We start from the raw sequence: 20038 nt of genomic DNA on the forward strand, positions 1-20038 counted from the left end.
GTGGTGACGTCACCACGCACGACGGGGCCGGTCAGCGCGGCGTCGCCGTAGGCGAGCACATTGTCCAGCGTTGCGGTCAGCAAGGGACGAAGCACCGCCGCCGGGTCCTCGGATCCGGCGGCCCGGAGCAGTTCCATCGACTGTGCAATCAGGGTGATCAGGTGGTTGGCGCCGTGCGCCAGGCCTGCGTGGTAGAGCGCTCGGTCGGCCTCAGCGACCCACATCGCGGTCCCGCCGAAGGCGGCGACCAGCTCTTGGGCGAAGGGCCGCTCGGGCGCGGCCGCCGTGATGCCGAAGACCGGCGTGCGGTCGAGGTCGACAGCGGTACCGGTGAAGGTCATGGCAGGGTGCAGCGCGATCGGGCGGGCACCGACGCGCACCAGCGCGGCCAGCGCGTCAAGCCCGTGGCGGCCACTGGTGTGCAGCACGAACTGACCGCGCCGCACGGCACCGGTGGATGCCAGCTCCTCGGCCACCCGAATCAGAGCGTCGTCCGGCACCGCAAGGAAGACCGCGTCGGCACGTTCCGCGACCTCGACCGGCTGCACCACGTCGACGCCCGGGAGCATGGTCTCGATGCGCAGGATCGACGCGGGCGAAGATCCGCTGACGCCAACCAACGGGTACCCAGCGGAGGTGAGCTTGGCGGCCAGGATGGCGCCCACGCGGCCAGCGCCGATCACGCCCACCGATCGGCGAGCCGTGCCCCTGTGTTCGTTCATGCGGTTGCCTTTCGGTTCCAGTCCCGCGAGCGGGTACCAGACGTATGTGACCCCACGAGTCTAGACCGATACGACCTCCCCGCCACCGATCCGGCCTGTGCGCTGAATCACAGGCGATCGCTCAGGCAGGCTCGCCGATGGCGTCGTCGTCCTCGTCGTGCGGAACGATGCAGGCGCGCTCCAGCAACAGCGAGGCGATCAGCAGCAGGACGCTGGCCACAGCGGCCACACCACTGTGAATGGCTCGTTCTCGGCCGAGCACGGTGTCCAGGTCATCGAGGTAGGTCACAGCGAAGCCGGTGTAGAACCCGGCGATGAGCGCGCCGACCGCGGCGCCCGACTTGGCGATCGACAACACGGTGACGCCGTACTGCGAGGTCATGCGGGTCTTCTTCTTGTGCAGGCTCTGCCACGTGTTGTAGGCCAGCAGGCCGACGCCGGCCGCCGCGACGAACAGCAGCAAACCTGCCGCCCAGGAGACGCGCGGGACGGTGCCGTCCAGGCGGATGATGACCGGCGGGGTCAGCAATCCCACCACGAGGCCCGGCGCAAAGACACCCAGCACCCACAGCACGGAGGTGCGGCGCATGGGGTTCATGGGTGGACTCGCATCAGGTGCGACTCGAGGTCACAAGATGATCTCGATGTCCTCGCGCTTGACGACACCCGAGGTGTCGACGTTGCCGATGAGGTCGGCCACGAAGCCCTGTCCGGGGATCTCGCCCTCGGGGTCGATCTCCAGCCATGGCACGAGCACGAAACCGCGTTCGTGCGCTCGGGGGTGCGGCAGCACCAGCTGCTCGTCCTCGGCGACGCGATCGCCCACGATGATGATGTCGACGTCGAGCGTGCGGGGGGCACTGGCCTCGCCGCGCTCGCGACCGAAGGCATCCTCGATGGCCAACGCGCGGTCCAGCAGGGTGTGCACCGTGAGCGTGGTGTCGAGCAGCACGACGGCGTTCAGAAATTTCTTGGAGCCGGCGGGGGCACCCACTGGCTCGGTCTCGTAGACCGAGGAGATCGCGACGACCGTGACCTCGGGGGTGTCCTCGAGAGCGGAGACGCCGCCTTGCAACTTGTCCAAGCGGTCGCCGAGGTTGGAACCGATCGACAGCACGGCCTGCCGGATGGGACGCATCCCGCCGGTCATGGTGTCGGCGTCCAATTCGTACGGTGTGGGCGCTTCGGTCACTGCTTGCTCCGCTCTATCGTGACGGCGACGTCGGAGAACGTCACCGCGATGGGCGCTTCTGGCTTGTGCACCGTCACGCTAACCCATTGGACCGATGGGTCACCGAGGGCCACGTCCACCATGCGCAGCGCCACCGTCTCGATCAGGTCGACGGGTTCACCAGTGATGATGTCGTGGATCGCCTGGGCCAGGCCGCCGTAGTCGACGCTGCGGGTGAGGTCGTGCTCTCGAGCGGCTGGTCCGAGGTCGAGACCCACGCTCACGTCCGCGATGAACATCTGTCCGTCATGTCGCTCGTGCTCGAACAGTCCGTGGTGGCCGAAGGCCGCGACGCCACGTAGGTCGATGCGGTCCAGCCCGTCGGGAATGGCCATCGTCAGTTCTCCTCGATCTCGTCCATCGACACCATGACGGGAGAGGCGTGCCGCAGCCAAAACTGCCAGCCTGCCTCGTGGCGTACCAGGATGCTGGTGCTCTGGGCCGTGGCCGCCCCAAATGACGTCGCCGCCGCGATGCCGCCCGGTTGGTCCGGATCGCCCGACAGGATGTTCTCGGTGCAGGACACGACAGCCGTCTCTGGCGCGCCAGAACCCAGCGGCAGCGTGGTGACCTCCACGTCGGTGAGGAAGAACTGGATGTATCCGATCTGGGCCATCAGCACGACCCACGACCGCACGATCTCAGACGTGCCTCGCAGGATCGGCGCACCCGGGTGCACGCAGGACGTCTCGGGGTCATCGACCCACAGCGCCGACATCAGATCGGCGTCACCGCTCTCAACTGCGTCGTAGAGCGCCCGGTGGGCCGCCAGCACGGCCTCGGTCATGGCGCCTCCCGATCGAGTCGGGCCACGACCCGGACGGCGTCCGCCGATGCGGCCGGGTCGTGCACGCGCACGCACCAGACACCGGCGTTCGCGCACCACGTCGAGAGTGCAGCCGTCGCGTGCTCCCGTTCTCCCACGGCACGCAGGTCGCCCTCTCCGGCCAGCAGCTCGCCAAGGAATCGCTTGCGACTGGCTGCCACCAGGACCCGGTGCCCCAGCGAGGTGAAGGCGTCGAGGTGGGCCAGGACAGTCCAGTTCTGATCGCCGGTCTTGCTGAAGCCCAGCCCCGGGTCGATCACGATGCGGTCCCGATGGACTCCCGCCGAGACAGCAGCGTCCACCTGTTCCGTGAGCTCGCGCACCACGTCGGCGACCAGGTCGTCGTACTGCGTGTGCTCCTGCATGCGCGCGGAATGTTCCCGCCAGTGCATCAGCACGACTGGCGCTTCCGCATGAGCGAGCACCGGCATCATCTCCGGATCGGCCCGCCCTCCCGAGACGTCGTTGACGATCGCCGCGCCGGCCGCGAGCGACTCGACCGCGATCTCGGACCGCATCGTGTCCACCGACACCGTGACGCCGGCCGCGACCAGCCTGTGCACCACCGGCAGCACGCGTCGCCGCTCCTCGGCGGCATCGACCCGCAACGCTCCCGGGCGGGTGGACTCGCCGCCCACGTCGATGATGTCCGCTCCGGCCGCGACCAGATCAAGGCCATGCTGCACCGCAGTATCGGCATCGAGCCAGCGCCCCCCGTCGGAGAACGAGTCTGGCGTCACGTTGACCACGCCCATGACCAGACAGCGGTCCGTGGGCAGATGGTCCAGAGCCATCAGCGTGCCGTGATGAGGCCCATGGCCTCGGCTCGGGTGGCCGGGTCGCGCAACTGCCCCCGCACCGCGCTGGTCACTGTCTTGGCACCGCCCTTGCGGACGCCGCGCATCGACATGCACAGGTGCTCGGCCTCGATCACGACGATGACACCCTGCGGGTTGAGGAGGTCGACGATCGAATCGGCGATCTGCGTGGTCAGCCGCTCCTGCACCTGCGGCCGGCGCGCGAAGACGTCGACGAGGCGACCGAACTTCGACAGTCCGGTGACCCGGCCACCGCCATCGGGGATGTACCCGACATGGGCGACCCCGAAGAACGGCACCAGGTGGTGCTCACACAACGACCACATCTCGATGTCCTTCACGAGCACCAGCTCGGAGTGGCCGACGTCGAAGTCGGCGGTCAGCACGTCCTCGGGCGACTGGTCAAGTCCGGCGAGCAGCTCGATGTAGGAGCTGGCCACCCGCCTGGGGGTGTCGACCAGACCATCGCGATCGGGGTCCTCGCCGACAGCGATCAGCAGCTCGCGCACGGCCGCCTCAGCTCGCGGCAGATCGACGCTCACGAAGAATCCGCGTCAGCCGAGGTGTCGCCGTGCGAGTCGTGGGTGTCATGACCGTTCGCCGAGCCACGGCCGTTCTGACCGCTGGTCGCGCGCGCTGCGGCGGCACCCACCACCGGCGGAACGGTGGACGGCACCCGCTCGTCCGAACCGGTCCAGGCCGGTCGGATCTGACGGCGCCGCAATGGTTCGAAGATTCGGGCGACCTGGGACTTGTCGAGGGTCTCCTTCTCCATCAGCTCCAGGACCAACGCGTCGAGGACGTCACGATTCTCCTGAAGGATGTCGAAGGCCTCGTGGTGCGCCGTGGTGATCAGCCGGTTGATCTCCTCGTCGACGACGGCGGCCACGGCCTCGGAGTAGTTGCGTGTGTGACCGATGTCGCGGCCGAGGAACGGCTGCCCCTCGGTCTCGCCGAGCTGCACGGCTCCCAGCCGTTCGGTCATGCCGTACTGGGTGACCATGGCCCGCGCCACGCTGGTGGCCTTCTCGATGTCGTTGCCCGCCCCCGTGGTCGGGTCGTGGAAGACCAACTCCTCGGCGGCTCGACCGCCCATCATGTACGCGAGCTTGTCGAGCAGCTCGGCGCGAGTCTGGCTGTACTTGTCCTCGTCCGGAAGCACCATCGTGTAGCCCAGGGCTCGCCCGCGGGGCAGGATCGTGATCTTGTGCACGGGATCGCTCTGCGGCAGCGCCGCTGCCACCAGTGCGTGACCGCCCTCGTGATACGCCGTGATGAGACGTTCCTTCTCGTTCATCAGTCGGCTGCGACGCTGCGGGCCGGACATCACACGATCGATGGCCTCGTCGAGCGCGGCATCGTCGATGACCTTGGCGTTGTTGCGGGCCGTGAGCAGCGCGGCTTCGTTCAGGACGTTGGCGAGGTCGGCCCCGCTGAAGCCTGGGGTCCGGCGACCGACGGCCTCCAAATCGACGCCGGGTCCCAGTGGCTTGCCGCGCGCGTGGACCGTGAGAATCTGGGTGCGGCCTGCGAGATCGGGGGCGTCGACGCCAATCTGACGGTCGAAGCGGCCCGGACGCAGCAGCGCCGGATCCAGCACGTCCGGGCGGTTGGTGGCGGCGATCAAGATGACCCCGCCGCGCACGTCGAAGCCGTCCATCTCGACCAGCAGCTGGTTGAGGGTCTGCTCGCGCTCGTCGTGACCGCCGCCCATGCCGGTGCCGCGGTGCCGTCCGACGGCGTCGATCTCGTCGATGAACACGATGGCCGGGGCGTTCTCCTTGGCCTGCTCGAACAGATCGCGGACGCGGCTGGCGCCGACGCCCACGAACATCTCGACGAAGTCGGAGCCGGAGATGGAGTAGAACGGGACGCCAGCCTCACCGGCGACGGCGCGGGCCAGCAACGTCTTGCCGGTGCCGGGAGGTCCGTACAGCAGGACGCCCTTGGGGATCTTGGCGCCGACAGCTTGGAACTTGGCCGGTTCGGCGAGGAACTCCTTGATCTCACCCAGCTCTTCGATGGCCTCGTCGCAGCCAGCGACGTCGGCAAACGTGGTCTGCGGGGTGTCCTTGTTCATCAGCTTGGCCTTGGACTTGCCGAACTTCATGACACCGGCCCCACCGCCTTGCATGCGGGTCATGATGAACAAGAAGATGCCGATGAACAGCAGGAACGGCACGATCGAGATCAGGATGTTGGCGAGGGTGTTGCCCGTCGCGACCTCGACGTCAAAGCTCTTGAGCTTCTTGTCCTGGACCAGCGCCTCGGCGCGCTCAGCCAACCCTTCGCCCTGGCCCAGAAGGAACTTGGACTTGACCTGGGTGTCATCGGTGAGCGTCGCGCGGATGGCCTGATCGCCGTCGACGAACTTGACTTCCGTGACCTTGCCGGATTCGAGGTACCCGATCATGGTCGCGGTCTTGACCTCTTTGTACCCGTCTTGACCGGAGGAGAAGTTGATGGCGGTCAGCACCACGATGGCGATGACGGCGATCCAGAGCCATGGGCCCTTGGCGAGACGTTTGAAGTTCATGAGCAGGCGTGGAGAGGTCCACTCCTCCTTGTGCTGGTGGGGATTCCGACGGTACAGGGTGCTGCGCAGGACCTCAGGAGTAGACGTGGGGGGCAAGAGTGCCGATGCACCGCAGATTCCTGTACTTCTCGGCGTAGTCGAGCCCGTAGCCCACGACGAAGGCGTTTGGGATGTCGAAGCCGACGTACTTGACGTCGATCTCGGTCTGCACGGCCTCGGGCTTGCGCAACAAGGTGGCGATCTCCACCGAGGCCGGCCCGCGCGAGCGCAGGTTGGTGATCAGCCACGACAAGGTCAGGCCGGTGTCGATGATGTCCTCCACGATCAGCACGTCGCGACCCTGCAGGTCGCTGTCGAGGTCCTTGAGGATGCGCACGACGCCGGATGACTTGGTGCCCGAACCGTAGGACGACACCGCCATCCAGTCCATCTCCACGTGACGGTCCAGGCTGCGGGCCAGATCCGCCATGACCATGACGGCCCCGCGGAGCACGCCGACGAGCAGCAGCTCGCGGCCCTCGTAGTCCCGCTCGATCTCGGCTGCCATCTCCTTCAGGCGCGCGAGGATCTGCTCCTCGGTGAACAAGGTCTGGTCGAGCTCTAGGTCACCTTCGACGTGCGATTGGTCCACGTGCTCACCTTCCCATACCCCCACCATCGCGGCGTGATGAGGAGACCGCTCACGTTCACGTGGGGCCGAACACCAGGACCCCATCGACGCGTCGGCACGAAACTGCTCCGGGCAGCTCCACGCGCACCTGGCCATGCCAGTCGGCGATCAGCCGGTCCAGCTCGCCGATGTGATGGGCCGCCAGCTCGTCGGGTCGGGCCCCCGCGTCGAGCGCTGCACGCCGCAGCACTCGCGAGCGGATGGCCTGGGCCAGCGCCGCCAGATGATCGACGTCGAGGGTGTGCGCATCGGCGGCCAGCTCGTCCAGGTGGTCCAGGTCCGCGCGCAGCTGTTCAGCCGTACGCCCCAGCGCCTCGGCAACCCCGCCGCCGAGCACCTCCTCCATCAGGGGGAGCACCTCGCGCCGCAGCCGCACGCGACGAAACATCGGATCGACGTTGTGCGGGTCATCCCACCAGGTGAGGCCGTGGGCCCGACAGATCTGCTCGGTTTGTTGGCGACCGAGGCCGAGGAACGGACGCCGAAAGAGCCCGGATCGTGGGACCATCCCGGCGATCGAGCGGGGGCCGGAGCCGCGACCCAATCCGAGCAGCACCGTCTCGGCCTGGTCGTCGCGCGTGTGGGCCAGCAGCACTGCATCGACCGGCTCGCGGGTCAGCGCGGCCAACCGGGCAGCCCGAGCCGCGGCCTCGGGACCCCCACGGTTGCCGACCTCGACCTGCTCCGTCCGGGCGCGCACGCCCAGACTCTCCAGCTGGGTCACGGCACGACGAGCCACCTCGCCCGATCCCGATTGCAGGCGATGGTCCACCACGACGGCTGACATATTCAAGCCGGCACCGCGGGCCACGAAGGTCGCGACCGCGGCGAGCGCCAGTGAGTCCGCGCCGCCGGATACGCCCACGACCACGCGGCTGCCGGCGGGAAGATCAGCCACGGCCGACCCGACCGCGTTCCGGGCCGAGGCGACCGTGGGATCGAGCGCTCCACCCATCGACCTCACCCAGCCGTGCGATCAGGCGTGGACACGCGACACCCACGTCGACGGCTCAAGAATCTCCGAGCGCGTCGGTAGATGTGACGGGTGGGACCAGACCGCGTTGAAACCGTCCATGCCGATGGTGTCGATCGCGTGCCGCACGAAGACGGCACCGTCGCGGTACTGGGCCATCTTGGCCTCGAGTCCAAGCAGTCGTCGGATCAGCCTGTCGATGCCGCTGCCGCCCGCGCGACGTTGGGAGAACTTGCGACGGATGTGCGCGACCGTGGGGATCACCTCAGGTCCGACATCGTCCATCACGACGTCGGCATGGCCCTCCAGCAACGACATGACGCCGGTCATCTGGTCCACGATCTGGCTCTGACGTTCGTTCTGGAACATCGACGCAAGTGAGGCATTCGGATCTCCCTTGGCCACCTTGACCGCCTGGGACAGCGCCTGCTGGAGCATCGCCGACATGGCCTGCGGATCCAGATCCGTGGCGTCGATGAACTCCTCCATCAGGCTCCGCAAGTGCTCACGCAGCCACGGCACACCGGTGAACTGGACCCGGTGCGTCTCCTCGTGCAGGCAGACCCAGAGGCGGAAGTCGTGTGGGTCGACGTCGAGCTGGCGCTGCACCGCGACGATGTTGGGAGCCACCAGCAGCAGTCGGCCGCCTTCGCCGTGCGGTCCGGTCCAGAACGGATCGAACTGACCGAGCACCTTGGTGGACATGAAGGACATCAGGGCCCCCAGCTCGGCGCCGCTCACCTTCTCGCCCACCGAGCGCGACAGGCCCGTGGGCAGCTTGCTGGTCTCGGCGAGCTTGGCGTTGATCGGATCCATCATGAGCTGGAAGGTCGACAGGTTTGCCTCCACCCAGCGCGGTCGGTCGACGACGAGGACCGGCGACGGAGCGCCCAGCGCGTGCGTGGAGTGCAGACCCGTGAAGTCCCGCACCGGGGCTTCGGATCTGGCTGCCCCGACCCGCAGCTCCTCGACCGCTTCGGCGACCTCGGCAGCCGACATCTCGGGCCCGGGCCGCGACAGTCGCGTCGCGGTGGCCTGCGCGAACTTCCAGTCGATCATGCGACCACGGTACGGCGCGGACGGGCAGTCAGCCGCAGGAGCAGGCCGCGATGGCTGCCGCGATGTCGTCGATCGAGGCCTGTGCTGCCAAGGACTTCACTCGATCGGCCTCATCGGACATGACGGCGAAGACCACCGGACGCCCGTCAGCATCCAGCGCGTAGCCGGCGAGTGAGTGCACTCCGCTGAGCGTGCCGGTCTTGGCTCGGATCAGACCATGGGCAGCGCGGTCGAACCGGTCGGCCAAGGTGCCGCTGAATCCGCTGAGAGGTAGATCGTCCACGACGGCCGCACCGCGGGGCGTCGACAACGACGCCTGGACCACGTCGACCAGCGTGGTGGGGCTGATCCGATTGCGGCGCGAGAGCCCGCTGCCGTCCATCAGGACGAGACCGGTCGTGTCAATGTCCGCGGCTTGCAGGGCTGCGGAGACGGCCGCTGCTCCTTCCTGGAAGCTGCCGGGTCGGCCGCCCGCCAAGGCAACGTGTCGGAGCATGACCTCGGCGGTCTGGTTGTTGCTGGTGCGGATGAGCGCCCCGACGATCTGCTCGACGGTGGCGCTGCGCACTGATGTCAGCAGCGCGGCACCCGCTGGCGCCGCGGTGCGGCCAACGGTGCCCGTCACGTCGACGCCGGCATCGCGCACCAGCTGTGCGAATCGGTTGGCAGCGGCTTGCGCCGGATCCTGCGCACGAACACCGTCCTTCAGCCCCTGGTCGACCCACAGCGCGCTGACCGGGGTGACGATGTTGTCGGGGATGTAGCTGTCCTCCCAGCCGGGGCTGATGGTTGGACCCGTGAAGAGGGCGTCGTCGAATCCGAGTCGGACCGACGCGCGCCCAGAGTCCTGCAGCGCTGCCGCGGTCTTTTCGGCTAGTGATTTCAGGTCGGCCCTCTCGACGCGCGTCGAGTTCTTGTCGCGACGTGCGGTGAGATACGGATCGCCGCCACCGACCAGAACGACTCTGTCGCCAGCCATGACGACCGACGTCGTGAACCGGGTCTGCGGGTCGATCGTCGCGAGCGCGGCGTATCCGGTCAGCAGCTTGGTGGTGGACGCAGGCATGAACACGCCAGGTTGGCCGGCGGTGCTGATCGGCGCCCCGGGGTCCGCTGCCGCGGCGGCGAAGCCGACGCTGGGCCCCAGCAACGAGTCAGAGAGCAGAACATCGACCGCAGCAACCACAGCGTCTGGATCGACGGGGGCGCTGGCCGACGTCGGCGACGTGACCGCCGACGCCGGCGCACTCACCACCAGACCGTCGGGCGCGACGACGTTGGACGGACCGCAGTCGCCGCCACAGATCACGCCATTGAGCTGACCGTCCTGCCACGCCCACCGCGCACCGACCGCGAGTGCTGCGCCGACCAGCACCACGAGCACCGAGACGAGCAGACGCGTGGCGCTCCGCCGCCACCAGCTGGTGGGCACCCTGCTGGCCCTCGCGTCTGCCACGTGCGCCAGACTATAGACACCGAATCCGTTGGCTTCGCTGCCCGTTGTCTCGTGCGCGGCGTCCATTCAGCCTCAGGAGGCAGCCGTGATCTTCGACGTCACCGTGGAGATTCCCAAGGGCGAGCGCAACAAGTACGAGGTGGATCACGACACGCATCGCATCCGCCTCGACCGCACGCTGTTCACGTCGACCCAGTACCCGGCCGACTACGGCTTCATCGACAACAGCCTCGGCCTCGACAGCGACCCGCTCGATGCGCTGGTGCTGCTGCCCTCACCGACCTTCCCGGGCTGTGTCATCACCTGCCGCGCGATCGGCATGTTCCGCATGACCGACGAGGCCGGCGGCGACGACAAGGTGCTGTGCGTTCCGGCCACCGATCCGCGCCAAGAGCATCTGCGCGACATCCACCACGTGCCGGAGTTCGACCGCCTCGAGATCGAGCACTTCTTCACCGTTTACAAGGACCTGGAGCCCGGCAAGTCCGTGGAGGGCTCAGTCTGGACCGGCCGTGTCGAGGCTGAGGTCGAGATCAACGCCAGCTTCGCCCGGTTCAAGGCCAACGGCGGCTACTGACACCTCGGCGCTTTCAGCGCAGCAGCGCACGCATCGCGTCGGCGAACACGCTCACGTCGACCGTGTGGTCGATCGAGCGAAGTGCTCCGAGCCCGATCCCGAGGCTCAGCATGGCCGTCGCGGCGCGGTCGACCGGCATGCGCAACTCGACGCCCGCTTCCGCTGTGACCTCGAGAATCAACGTCTCGATGGCCTCGCGGATCTCGCGATGCCGAGCCTTCAACGCGTTGGCCACATAGGGGCTGTGTCTTGCGACGGCGCCGAACTCAGACTCGAGAGCGGTCCATCGCGGCTGTCCCAGACCCTCGCGAGCCCAGTCGGCGAAGGCGTCGATACGAGCGTCCAGATCGCCGCCGCCACCGAACGCTGCCACGACGCCGTCGATCTGCTGGAGATGGATGCTGTCCAGCACCGCCATGCACAGCTCGTCCTTGCCAGCAAAGTTCGAGTACACCGCGCCCTTGGAGAACCCAGCACGCAGCGCCACCTTGTCGAGCGACGTCGCCGCATATCCGTCGGCGAGGAACATGTCGCGCGCGACCTCGGTCAGCCGCAGGCGTGTCTGTGCCTGCCGCTCCGCGCGAATTCCCCTCGAGCTGTCGACCGTCACTGTGTCTCCCGTCATAGAACCTTGCCAGCATTCCAGATACCGATAGTATCTGACTGTGATCACCAAGGACATCATCATCATCGGAACCGGTTTCGCGGGCATGGGCATGGCCATGAAGCTGCGCGAATCTGGCCGCGAGGACTTCACCATCCTCGAGAAGGCCCACGACGTCGGCGGCACGTGGCGCGACAACACCTATCCCGGGTGCGAGTGCGACATCCCCAGCCACATGTACTCCTTCTCCTACGAGCTGAACACCGAGTGGAGCAAGAGCTTTTCGGGCCAGCAGGAGATCTGGGCGTACATGCGCAAGGTCGCCGACGACCAGGGCATCCGGCCCTACATCGACTTCGGGGTCGAGGTCACCGGCGCCACGTGGGACGAGGATCGCCAGCGTTGGACGGTCAACACCGCCAGTGGTGAGACCTATGAGTGCCGGGTTCTCGTCGCCGGCGTCGGCGGGCTGCACATCCCCAACATCCCCGAGATCACCGGCGCCGACACCTTCGCCGGCCCGATCTTCCACTCCGCCAGGTGGGATCACTCCGTCGACCTGACCGGCAAGAAGGTCGTCGTCATCGGCACCGGTGCCAGCGCCATCCAGTTCGTCCCGATCGTCGCCGAGCAGGTCAGTCAGCTGACCGTCTTCCAGCGCACGCCGCCTTGGGTGCTGCCCAAGAAGGACAAGCCCACGGCCCAGTGGCGCAAGACGGTGTTCGAGAAGGTGCCCGGAGCCCACCGTGCTTATCGCAACGCGTTGTACTGGACGCTCGAGTCGCGAGCCCTCGGGTTCAACGGGCACCTCAACTTCCTTCCGATCGCCGAACGGATCGTGAAGGGGCATCTCAAGAAGACCGTTCCCGACGCCGAGCTGCGGGCCAAGCTGACGCCCGACTACCGATTGGGCTGCAAGCGGGTCCTGCAGTCGAACACCTACTACCCGACGTTCCTGCGCGACAACGTCGAGCTGAACACCGACGGCACTGCCACGATCGTCAGCGACGGCGTCATCGATGGCCATGGCGTCAAGCACGAGGCCGACGTCATCATCTACGGAACCGGCTTCCACGTGATCGACGCCTTCGACTACCTCGACATCAAGGGGCGCGACGGCCTGGACCTTGCCGCACAGTTCCGCGAGCACGGCGTCGAGACCTACATGGGCATGATGATCAACGGATTCCCCAACCTCGCCTTCATGCTCGGGCCCAACACGGCCCTCGGTCACAACTCGGTCGTGTTCATGATCGAGCAGCAGACCAAGTTCATCATCAAGCTGATCGACGAGATGGACGCTCGCGGCGTCGTTGCCGCCGAGCCGACGCTCGACGCCCAGACGGCCTTCAACATCGAGATCCAGCGCCTCGTCGAAAAGGGCATCTGGACTCAAGGCGGCTGCACCAGCTGGTATCTCGACAGTCACGGCAAGAACCGCACGATCTGGCCCAAGTTCACCTTCCAGTACTGGTGGGAGACGCGCAAGATCAATGCGCCCGACTTCGCGTGGTCAAGCCCGCAGACCTCGGGCGAGGGCCGGGCCGCCTGATGGCGCGCCGCGGACGGCACCAGTACGACCGGGACCGGTACGACATCCCGGACGGACCAGACCAGGGCTCGTGGCGCTCGACGCGCACCTTCATGCGCGGCCGGTTCGAGGCGATTCCGAAGCTGCACGAGCAGTTCGGAGACGCCTTCTCGATCGACATCCTGCCGGGCCCGCGGACCATGGTCGTGTTCTCCGACCCGGCCGACATCAAGGAGATCTTCGGGGCTGACCCCAGCCAGTTCCACGCTGGCGAGGGCAACGCGATCCTCAAGCCCGTCATGGGCGAGCACTCGGTGCTGCTGACCGACGACGGCGCGCACCAGCGTGCTCGCAAGCTGCTGATGCCAGCCTTCACGGGGCCCGCCATGCGCGGCTACCGACCGCTGGTCGAGGGCATCGCCAAGGTCGCGGTCGACTCGTGGCACGACGGCGAGCACATGATGACGCTCGAGCGCATGAACTCCATCACCCTTGACATCATCTTGCAGGTCGTGTTCGGCGTCACCGACGAGGCGAACCTGGCCGAGCTGCGTCCGCGGGTGAACCGCATGGTCGACATCGGCCCCTTCATGCTCATGGCGTGGATCTACCCGCCGCTGTCGCACCTGCCGCCGTGGCGCAACTACTTCAACAACCAGAAGGAGGTGGACCGGCTGCTGTACGCGGAGATCAGTGACCGTCGAGCCGCCTCCGACCTGGAGTCGCGTGACGACGTGCTGTCGCGCCTGTTGCGCGTGGGCGAGGAAGAGGGCGAGGCGCCGTTGACCGACGAGGAGCTGCGTGACCAGCTGGTCACGCTGCTGTTGGCCGGGCACGAGACGACCGCGTCCGCCCTGACGTGGACCCTGCACGAGCTGGGCCGCCACCCTGACCTGCTGGCGCGCGCCGTCGAGGCCGCCGACACCGGCGACGACGCCTACCTCGAGGCCTGCCTCAAAGAGGGCATGCGAGTGCATCCGGTCATCGACTTCGTGGCTCGAACGCTCAAGAGCGACCAGGTGGTCGGCGGACGGCGTCTGCCCAAGGGCGTCACCGTGACGCCGTCGATCATGCTGTCGCACAGCCGCGAGGAGAGCTGGGCTGACGCCCACCGGTTCGACCCGGACCGCTTCCTCGGCGGCACGAAGGTGGCCGCCAACACCTGGATTCCGTTCGGTGGTGGCGTGCGCCGTTGCATCGGCGCCGCCTTCAGCCTGATGGAGGGCACCGTGGTGCTGCGCGAGGTTCTGCAGCGCTACGAGGTCAGCGCCGACCACCCTGCGCCGAATCGGCTGCGCAACATCACCAACGTGGCCGGCGACCAGGCACCCCTGCACCTGAAGGCTCGTTAAGGTCGTGCCATGAGCCATCTCGACACCACGGCCACTGCTGCCGGCGCCGCAGGCGTCACTGATGAGGCCCTCGCTGGGCTCCGCCGCTGGAATCTTGGCCTGACCGTGCTGCACGCGGCCCAGGCCGTCGCGATCCTGGTGCTGGGCAGCGGCTTCGCCATCGCCGTCACGTCGACCTACCCCACCGGCCCTCCCGGAACCCCGCCTCCGACGCCGTCTGCCCTGTTCGACGTCAGCATCGCTTCGGCGATCGCCGTGTTCTTGTTCCTCGCCGCCATCGATCATCTCGTGACGGCCACCATTGGTCGGGGCCTCTACGAGGCGGACCTGCGCCGGGGCATCAACCGCTTCCGGTGGGCCGAGTACTCCATCAGCGCCACGATCATGATCGTCCTGATCGGCTTCTACTTCGGTCTCACCGACATCGCGACAGTGATCCTGGTGGTCGGCGCGAACATGGCGATGATCTTCTTCGGCTGGCTGCAGGAGCGGATGAATCCTCCCGGCCGTGCGAGCACCACGATGCTGCCGTTCTGGTTCGGCACCGTCGCGGGAGCAGCCCCCTGGGCGGCGATCGTGGTCAACTTCGTCGGATCGGCCGAGGTGCCCGGCTTCGTCATCGTCATCTTCTCGACGTTGCTGGTGTTCTTCTCGTCCTTTGCCGTCAACCAGTGGTTGCAGTACCGCGAGATCGGTCCCTGGCGCAGCTACGCCTTCGGCGAGAAGGTGTATCTCGTTCTCAGCCTGGTGGCCAAGTCAGCTCTCGCCTGGCAGATCTTCGGCGGGTCGCTCGCCGGCTGAGCCGAGCCGTGCGGCTACTGGGGGCCGACGGCGGTGACGGTGACGACGGGTTCGCCCCGCTCGTCCGAGGCCGCCAGATCGATCGTGGCGCTGATGCCCCAGTCACGGTCGCCTTCGGGATCGTTGAAGGTCTGGCGTACTGACCATGTGCCGGTTCCTTCGGTGACCATGAACAGATGGGGACCGCGCGCCTCGGGGCCGGTGCCGATCTCGTCGTACTCCTCGCGGTACGCCGCCATGGCCTCCATCCAGGCTGACGCGTCCCAGCCTGCTCCGGCGTCCAGGTCGTCCAGTGCACTCCATCGCCCGAACGCTGCCAGCTCGACCCGACGGAACATCGCATTGCGGACCAGCACGCGAAAGGCCCGCGGGTTGCCGGTCAGTGGTCGTGGCGGAGCGCCTGACTGTGCCTGCGGACGCACGTCGAGCGGATCCACGCCAGGCTTGATCAGCTCCTCCCACTCATCGAGCAGGCTCGAATCGGTCTGACGCACGAGCTCGCCCAACCATTCGGTGATGTCCTCGAGCTCTTCGGTGCGCGCGCTCAGTGGAACCGTGCGCCCCAGTGTCTTGTAGACGTCCGACAGATAGCGCAGCACCAGACCCTCTGAGCGCGCCAGCTGGTAGTCCGCGATCAGCTCGCTGAAGGTCATCGCCCCCTCCCACATCTCGCGCACGACAGACTTGGGTCGCAGCTCGTGATCGGCGACCCAGGGGTGCCCGATGCGATACGTCTCGTACGCGGCTTCCAGCAGCTCGCGCAGCGGCTGAGGGTGCTCGACCTCCTCCAGCAGCTCCACCCGCTCGTCGTACTCGATGCCGTCCATCTTCATCTCGGCCACCGCCTCACCGCGGGCTCGGTGACGCTGGGCCCTGATGATGGGGCGGGGGTCGTCGAGCGTCGCCTCGATGATCGACACCACGTCGAGGGTGTAGGCGGGGTCCTCGCGATCGAGCAGCTCCAGCGAGGCGACGGCGAAGGGGGACAACGGCTGGTTGAGCGCGAAGTTGGCCTGCAGGTCGACGGTCAGCCGCAACGTGCGACCGGCGGCGTCGGGCGGTTCGATCGGCTCGACGACGTCGCCCGCGATCAGCGCGTCGATGATCGCGTCGATCTCGGCCAGCAGCCGATCCTGCGACTCCTCGGTCTCGCCGCTCTCGCGAATCAGCCGCGTCAGCGACTCTCGAGCGTCACCGGATCGCTGGAGCACGTCGAGCACCATGGCGTGGCTGACCCGCATGCGGGAGACCAGTGCCTCGGGGGTGCCGGTGGCCAGCTTCTCAAACGTGCCCTGGCCCCACGAGACGTAGCCCTCGGGCGGCTTCTTGCGCTGGATCTTCTTGATCTTCTTGGGATCGTCGCCGGCCTTGCGCACCAGACGAGCGTTCTCGATCTCGTGCTCGGGCGCCTCGACCACCACGTGACCGATGGTGTCGAACCCGGCTCGACCTGCCCGACCCGCGATCTGCTGGAACTCGCGCACCTGCAGCTGGCGCTGACGGGTGCCGTCGTACTTCGACAGCCCGCTGAACAGCACCGTGCGAATCGGCACGTTGATGCCCACGCCCAGCGTGTCAGTGCCGCACACGACCTTCAGCAGACCCTGTTGCGCCAGCGTCTCGACCAGCCGGCGGTAGCGCGGCAACATGCCCGCGTGGTGCACGCCGATGCCAGCGCGGACCAGGCGCGACAACGTCCTGCCGAACGCTGAGGAGAACCGGAAGTCGCCGAGGTGGTCGGCAATGACGTCCCGCTCTTCCCGGGTGGCGATCTTCAGGCTGGTCAACGCCTGGGCCCGTTCCAGGGCGGACACCTGGGTGAAGTGCACGACGTAGACCGGCGTCTGACGGGTCTCGATCAGCTGCTCCAGCGTCTCGTGCACCGGTGTCGAGACATACTCGCTGACGAGCGGGACGGGCCGCTCGGTGGACGTGACCTCGACGGTGTCCCGGCCCGTGCGGCGCTCGAGATCGGCCACCAGCCGCGTGGTGTCGCCGAGGGTGGCCGACATCAACAAGAACTGCGCCCGCGGGAGCTCGATCAACGGAACCTGCCACGCCCACCCGCGATCAGGGTCGGCGTAGTAGTGGAACTCATCCATCACCACGAGCCCGATGTCGGCAGCCGCACCCTCGCGCAGTGACATGTTGGCGAGGATCTCAGCGGTGGCCGCGATGATCGGAGCGTCGGCGTTGACGGCCGCGTCGCCGGTCACCATCCCGACGTTGTCAGCACCGAAGATCTCGCACAGATCGAAGAACTTCTCGCTGACCAACGCCTTGATCGGCGCCGTGTAGACGCTGCACTCACCACGCGCCAACGCCGCAGCCATGGCGGCGGTCGCGACCAGGCTCTTGCCCGAGCCGGTGGGGGTCGAGAGCACGACGTTGGAGCCGGCGACGCACTCCAGGATCGCCTCGTCCTGAGCGGGGTAGAGAGTCAGCCCACGGTCTGCCACCCACGTCGTGACGGCATCGTAGACGGTGTCCTCGTCGGTGTCGGTCCCCTCGGGCGGGAGCAGATCGACAAGGCGCATCCGTTCATTGTGTCGTGAGGCCCCCCAGTAGGGTCAGCCGCATGAGAGCTGTGCAGATCACGACCCTGGCCGGACCCGAAGCCGTGGAGGTCGTCGACATCCCGTCGCCCGAGCCCGGTCCCGATCAGGTGCTGATCCGCGTCCGTGCAGCTGGAGTCGCCTTCCCCGAGGTGCTGCAGAGTCGTGGCGAGTACCAGATGAAGCCCGACCTGCCCTTCACACCGGGCGCCGAGATCGCCGGCGAGGTGATCCGGGCCCCCGAGGGATCGGCGTTCTCCCCCGGTGACCGCGTGGCCGCCTTGTGCCTGCTCGGGGGTTTCGCCGAGGAGGCCGTGGCACCTGCCGATCTGACCTTTCCGCTGCCGGAGTCGATCTCCTTCGAGCAGGGCGCCTCGATCATCTTCAACTACGGAACCGCTTATTTCGCCTTGGTCGAACGCGGCGGCCTCGCAGCTGGTGACTCCGTGCTCGTCCACGGCGCCGCGGGCGGCATCGGCACCGCTGCCATCCAGGTGGCCAAGGCGTTCGGGGCCGGCCGTGTCGTGGCGATCACCTCGACTCCTGAGAAGGGCCAGATCGCCGTCGAGGCGGGCGCCGACGAGTTCGTGCTCGCCGAGGGCTTCAAGGACGCCGTCACCGCGTCCGGCAAGGTCGACATCGTGGTCGACCCCGTCGGCGGCGACCGGTTCACCGATTCGCTGCGCTGCCTGGCCGATGACGGCCGCCTGCTGGTCATCGGCTTCACGGCGGGCGAGATCCCCACCGTCAAGGTCAACCGGCTTCTGCTCAACAACGTCTCGGTCGTGGGCGTTGGATGGGGAGCCTACGCGCTCAGCCGGCCGGGCCACATCGGCCTGGAATGGGCCGCGCTGTCCCCCCACCTGACCAGCGGCGCACTCGCGCCGATCGTCGGCCCAACCTTCGGGCTCGACGAGGCCAGCCAGGCGCTGTTGACGCTTGACGAGCGCCGGGCGACCGGCAAGGTGCTGCTGGTCCCGTGACCTCGTTCTCCGGATTCCCCGAGGCTGCACTCGACTTCTATGACGATCTCGAGATGGACAACACCAAGGGGTTCTGGGAAGCCCACCGCGAGGTCCACGCCACCGCGGTCAAGGCACCGATGACGGCACTGACGGCGGCGCTGGCCGAGGAGTTCGGCGAAGCCAAGATCTTTCGGCCCTACCGCGACGTCCGGTTCAGCAAGGACAAGACCCCGTACAAGACGCACCAGGGAGCCTTCGTCGCGAAGGGCCCAGCGATCGGTTACTACGTGCAGGTGGGTGCGGCCGGAGTCCGCACCGGCGTCGGGTTCTACGCCGCCGCGCCTGCCCGGCTCGCAGCGTTCCGCGAAGCGATCGTCGACGACCGGTACGGACCTGATCTCGAACGCATCGTCGCCCGTCTGGTCGGCGCTGGGTGGGAGCTGGGGGGCGACCGACTCACGACATCCCCGCGGGGCTATGACGCTGGCCACCCCCGGATCGCCTTGCTGCGGCACCGCTCGATGTCCCTGGGCCGCGATCATGGCTTCGCGCCCTACGTGCACACCGCCGCCCTGCTGGACCAGGTCCGCGACGACTGGCGCACCGCTTCGCCGCTGGTCGACTGGCTGCTGCACCACACGCAGCAGGCCGGCGCATGAGCACTCCGGAGTTCTGGCGCGCGGTCGAAGCCGTGCACGCCCCGGTGTACTTCAGCCACGACGCGGCCGAGCGATTCGAGGCGCTGGGCCTGCAGGGCTTCTGGATGGGGTACTTCGCCTCGCGGTCGGCAGCCCTCGGCACGCCGGGTCCCGAGGTCGTCACTGCCCTCTTCCACGGTTTCGCGCCGTCCAGGGTGGACCGGGCGCTGCCGAAGGCCTGGGCCCTCACCTCGCCCGACGACGTCCTGGCTGCTCGGATCGACGCAGCACGAGCAACGTTGACGCCCCTCGTCGGCGACACCGATTTGAGGGTGCTCACAGCGAATCTCGGCGAGGTCGTACGCCGCGCTGATCTCGCTGGCCGACCCCTGGCGGCCGCCCACGTGGCCATCCCGCCAGCCGACGACCCTATCGGTCGGCTGTGGCAGCTGGCGACGGTGCTCCGCGAGTACCACGGCGACGCCCACGTGGCCGTGCTGACCGCCTCGGGCATCGACGGCGCCACCGCCAACGCCCTGGCCGCAGCGTCCGGCCTGGTTCCATCGGGTCAGCAGCAGTCGCGGGGATGGGACGACGCAGCCTGGGACGACGCCTACGAGCAGCTGCACATGCGCGGATGGGTCGACGAATGGCGCGCCGTCACGGAGGGCGGCCGAGCCGCTCGCGCCCGCATCGAGGAGACCACGCACCGGGTGGCCAACGC

The 20038-nt window shown here is 67.6% G+C and carries 21 protein-coding genes; 7 read left to right on the top strand and 14 right to left on the bottom strand.

Annotated elements, in window-relative coordinates:
• From WB508_RS01535 to dacB, 12 genes are all read right to left on the bottom strand, one after another.
• Positions 1-722, bottom strand: a 722-nt coding sequence (locus WB508_RS01535; RefSeq protein WP_423843110.1) for a Rossmann-like and DUF2520 domain-containing protein, incomplete at its 3' end; no start/stop codon positions are given.
• Positions 723-843: 121 nt separating this feature from the next.
• Positions 844-1320, bottom strand: coding sequence for a DUF3180 domain-containing protein (locus WB508_RS01540; RefSeq protein WP_423843111.1), 477 nt, complete (start codon positions 1318-1320; stop codon positions 844-846).
• A 30-nt stretch (positions 1321-1350) separates the two neighbouring features.
• Positions 1351-1914, bottom strand: a complete 564-nt coding sequence (gene folK / locus WB508_RS01545) for a 2-amino-4-hydroxy-6-hydroxymethyldihydropteridine diphosphokinase (protein ID WP_423843112.1) — start codon at positions 1912-1914, stop codon at positions 1351-1353.
• Entirely contained in the window at positions 1911-2288 is a 378-nt protein-coding gene (folB, locus tag WB508_RS01550; RefSeq protein ID WP_423843113.1) for a dihydroneopterin aldolase, read from the bottom strand. Before folB ends, folK begins: the two co-directional genes overlap by 4 nt.
• A 2-nt stretch (positions 2289-2290) precedes the next feature.
• Complete coding sequence (locus WB508_RS01555) at positions 2291-2740, bottom strand: nuclear transport factor 2 family protein (RefSeq protein ID WP_423843114.1); 450 nt, start codon at positions 2738-2740, stop codon at positions 2291-2293.
• Positions 2737-3573, bottom strand: a complete 837-nt coding sequence (gene folP, locus WB508_RS01560; RefSeq protein WP_423843115.1) for a dihydropteroate synthase — start codon at positions 3571-3573, stop codon at positions 2737-2739. The genes WB508_RS01555 and folP overlap by 4 nt, the downstream gene beginning before the upstream one ends.
• Positions 3573-4139, bottom strand: coding sequence for a GTP cyclohydrolase I FolE (gene folE / locus WB508_RS01565; RefSeq protein ID WP_423843116.1), 567 nt, complete (start codon positions 4137-4139; stop codon positions 3573-3575). The genes folP and folE overlap by 1 nt, the downstream gene beginning before the upstream one ends.
• The gene (gene ftsH / locus WB508_RS01570) at positions 4136-6133 is read right to left on the bottom strand and encodes an ATP-dependent zinc metalloprotease FtsH (protein WP_423843117.1); all 1998 of its coding nucleotides are present in this window, start codon (positions 6131-6133) and stop codon (positions 4136-4138) included. Before ftsH ends, folE begins: the two co-directional genes overlap by 4 nt.
• Positions 6134-6206: 73 nt before the next feature.
• On the bottom strand, positions 6207-6764 hold the full coding sequence (gene hpt / locus WB508_RS01575; RefSeq protein ID WP_423843118.1) for a hypoxanthine phosphoribosyltransferase: 558 nt from the start codon (positions 6762-6764) through the stop codon (positions 6207-6209).
• Between the two features lie 55 nt (positions 6765-6819).
• Positions 6820-7758 (bottom strand): tRNA lysidine(34) synthetase TilS, encoded by a 939-nt coding sequence (gene tilS / locus WB508_RS01580; RefSeq protein ID WP_423843119.1) that lies wholly within the window; start codon positions 7756-7758, stop codon positions 6820-6822.
• A gap of 21 nt (positions 7759-7779) precedes the next feature.
• Entirely contained in the window at positions 7780-8835 is a 1056-nt protein-coding gene (locus tag WB508_RS01585) for a zinc-dependent metalloprotease (RefSeq protein WP_423843120.1), read from the bottom strand.
• A 28-nt stretch (positions 8836-8863) separates the two neighbouring features.
• Positions 8864-10291: a D-alanyl-D-alanine carboxypeptidase/D-alanyl-D-alanine endopeptidase gene (gene dacB / locus WB508_RS01590; protein ID WP_423843121.1), complete on the bottom strand. Its 1428-nt coding sequence runs from the start codon at positions 10289-10291 to the stop codon at positions 8864-8866.
• 85 nt (positions 10292-10376) lie between these two features.
• Between dacB and WB508_RS01595 the strand changes: the two genes are divergently transcribed.
• Positions 10377-10868, top strand: coding sequence for an inorganic diphosphatase (locus tag WB508_RS01595; RefSeq protein WP_423843122.1), 492 nt, complete (start codon positions 10377-10379; stop codon positions 10866-10868).
• A 13-nt stretch (positions 10869-10881) separates the two neighbouring features.
• On the opposite strand, the gene WB508_RS01600 is transcribed toward WB508_RS01595, so the two are convergent.
• The gene (locus tag WB508_RS01600) at positions 10882-11493 is read right to left on the bottom strand and encodes a TetR/AcrR family transcriptional regulator (protein WP_423843123.1); all 612 of its coding nucleotides are present in this window, start codon (positions 11491-11493) and stop codon (positions 10882-10884) included.
• Between the two features lie 40 nt (positions 11494-11533).
• On the opposite strand from WB508_RS01600, the gene WB508_RS01605 reads away from it, so the two are divergent.
• From WB508_RS01605 to heR, 3 genes are read left to right on the top strand one after another with little or no spacing between them, the layout of a single operon-like run.
• Complete coding sequence (locus WB508_RS01605) at positions 11534-13024, top strand: flavin-containing monooxygenase (protein ID WP_423843124.1); 1491 nt, start codon at positions 11534-11536, stop codon at positions 13022-13024.
• Entirely contained in the window at positions 12982-14355 is a 1374-nt protein-coding gene (locus WB508_RS01610) for a cytochrome P450 (RefSeq protein WP_423843125.1), read from the top strand. The genes WB508_RS01605 and WB508_RS01610 overlap by 43 nt, the downstream gene beginning before the upstream one ends.
• A gap of 9 nt (positions 14356-14364) precedes the next feature.
• A complete protein-coding gene (gene heR / locus WB508_RS01615) occupies positions 14365-15156 on the top strand; it encodes a heliorhodopsin HeR (RefSeq protein ID WP_423843126.1) in 792 nt (263 codons plus the stop codon).
• A gap of 14 nt (positions 15157-15170) precedes the next feature.
• Here heR and WB508_RS01620 read toward each other — a convergent pair whose 3' ends face one another.
• Complete coding sequence (locus tag WB508_RS01620; RefSeq protein ID WP_423843127.1) at positions 15171-17693, bottom strand: DEAD/DEAH box helicase; 2523 nt, start codon at positions 17691-17693, stop codon at positions 15171-15173.
• A 41-nt stretch (positions 17694-17734) separates the two neighbouring features.
• Here WB508_RS01620 and WB508_RS01625 point away from each other — a divergent pair, with 41 nt between their 5' ends.
• The 3 genes from WB508_RS01625 to WB508_RS01635 all read left to right on the top strand — a co-directional run.
• Entirely contained in the window at positions 17735-18694 is a 960-nt protein-coding gene (locus tag WB508_RS01625) for an NADPH:quinone oxidoreductase family protein (RefSeq protein ID WP_423843128.1), read from the top strand.
• Positions 18691-19335, top strand: a complete 645-nt coding sequence (locus WB508_RS01630; protein WP_423843129.1) for a DUF2461 domain-containing protein — start codon at positions 18691-18693, stop codon at positions 19333-19335. The genes WB508_RS01625 and WB508_RS01630 overlap by 4 nt, the downstream gene beginning before the upstream one ends.
• Positions 19332-20038: SCO6745 family protein (locus tag WB508_RS01635; RefSeq protein WP_423843130.1), on the top strand; the 707-nt coding region annotated here is incomplete at its 3' end. The genes WB508_RS01630 and WB508_RS01635, both read left to right, overlap by 4 nt.

It is taken from the genome of Aeromicrobium sp., assembly GCF_049586495.1.
Classification (GTDB): Bacteria; Actinomycetota; Actinomycetes; order Propionibacteriales; family Nocardioidaceae; genus Aeromicrobium.

Excerpts from the sequence above, each read along its gene's own strand:
- WB508_RS01540 (WP_423843111.1), bottom strand. The coding sequence starts at position 1,320 with ATGAACCCCATGCGCCGCACCTCCGTGCTGTGGGTGCTGGGTGTCTTT.
- folB (WP_423843113.1), bottom strand. The coding sequence starts at position 2,288 with ATGGCCATTCCCGACGGGCTGGACCGCATCGACCTACGTGGCGTCGCG.
- WB508_RS01555 (WP_423843114.1), bottom strand. The coding sequence starts at position 2,740 with ATGACCGAGGCCGTGCTGGCGGCCCACCGGGCGCTCTACGACGCAGTT.
- folP (WP_423843115.1), bottom strand. The coding sequence starts at position 3,573 with ATGGCTCTGGACCATCTGCCCACGGACCGCTGTCTGGTCATGGGCGTG.
- ftsH (WP_423843117.1), bottom strand. The coding sequence starts at position 6,133 with ATGAACTTCAAACGTCTCGCCAAGGGCCCATGGCTCTGGATCGCCGTC.
- tilS (WP_423843119.1), bottom strand. The coding sequence starts at position 7,758 with ATGGGTGGAGCGCTCGATCCCACGGTCGCCTCGGCCCGGAACGCGGTC.
- WB508_RS01585 (WP_423843120.1), bottom strand. The coding sequence starts at position 8,835 with ATGATCGACTGGAAGTTCGCGCAGGCCACCGCGACGCGACTGTCGCGG.
- WB508_RS01600 (WP_423843123.1), bottom strand. The coding sequence starts at position 11,493 with ATGACGGGAGACACAGTGACGGTCGACAGCTCGAGGGGAATTCGCGCG.
- heR (WP_423843126.1), top strand. The coding sequence starts at position 14,365 with ATGAGCCATCTCGACACCACGGCCACTGCTGCCGGCGCCGCAGGCGTC.
- WB508_RS01620 (WP_423843127.1), bottom strand. The coding sequence starts at position 17,693 with ATGCGCCTTGTCGATCTGCTCCCGCCCGAGGGGACCGACACCGACGAG.
- WB508_RS01625 (WP_423843128.1), top strand. The coding sequence starts at position 17,735 with ATGAGAGCTGTGCAGATCACGACCCTGGCCGGACCCGAAGCCGTGGAG.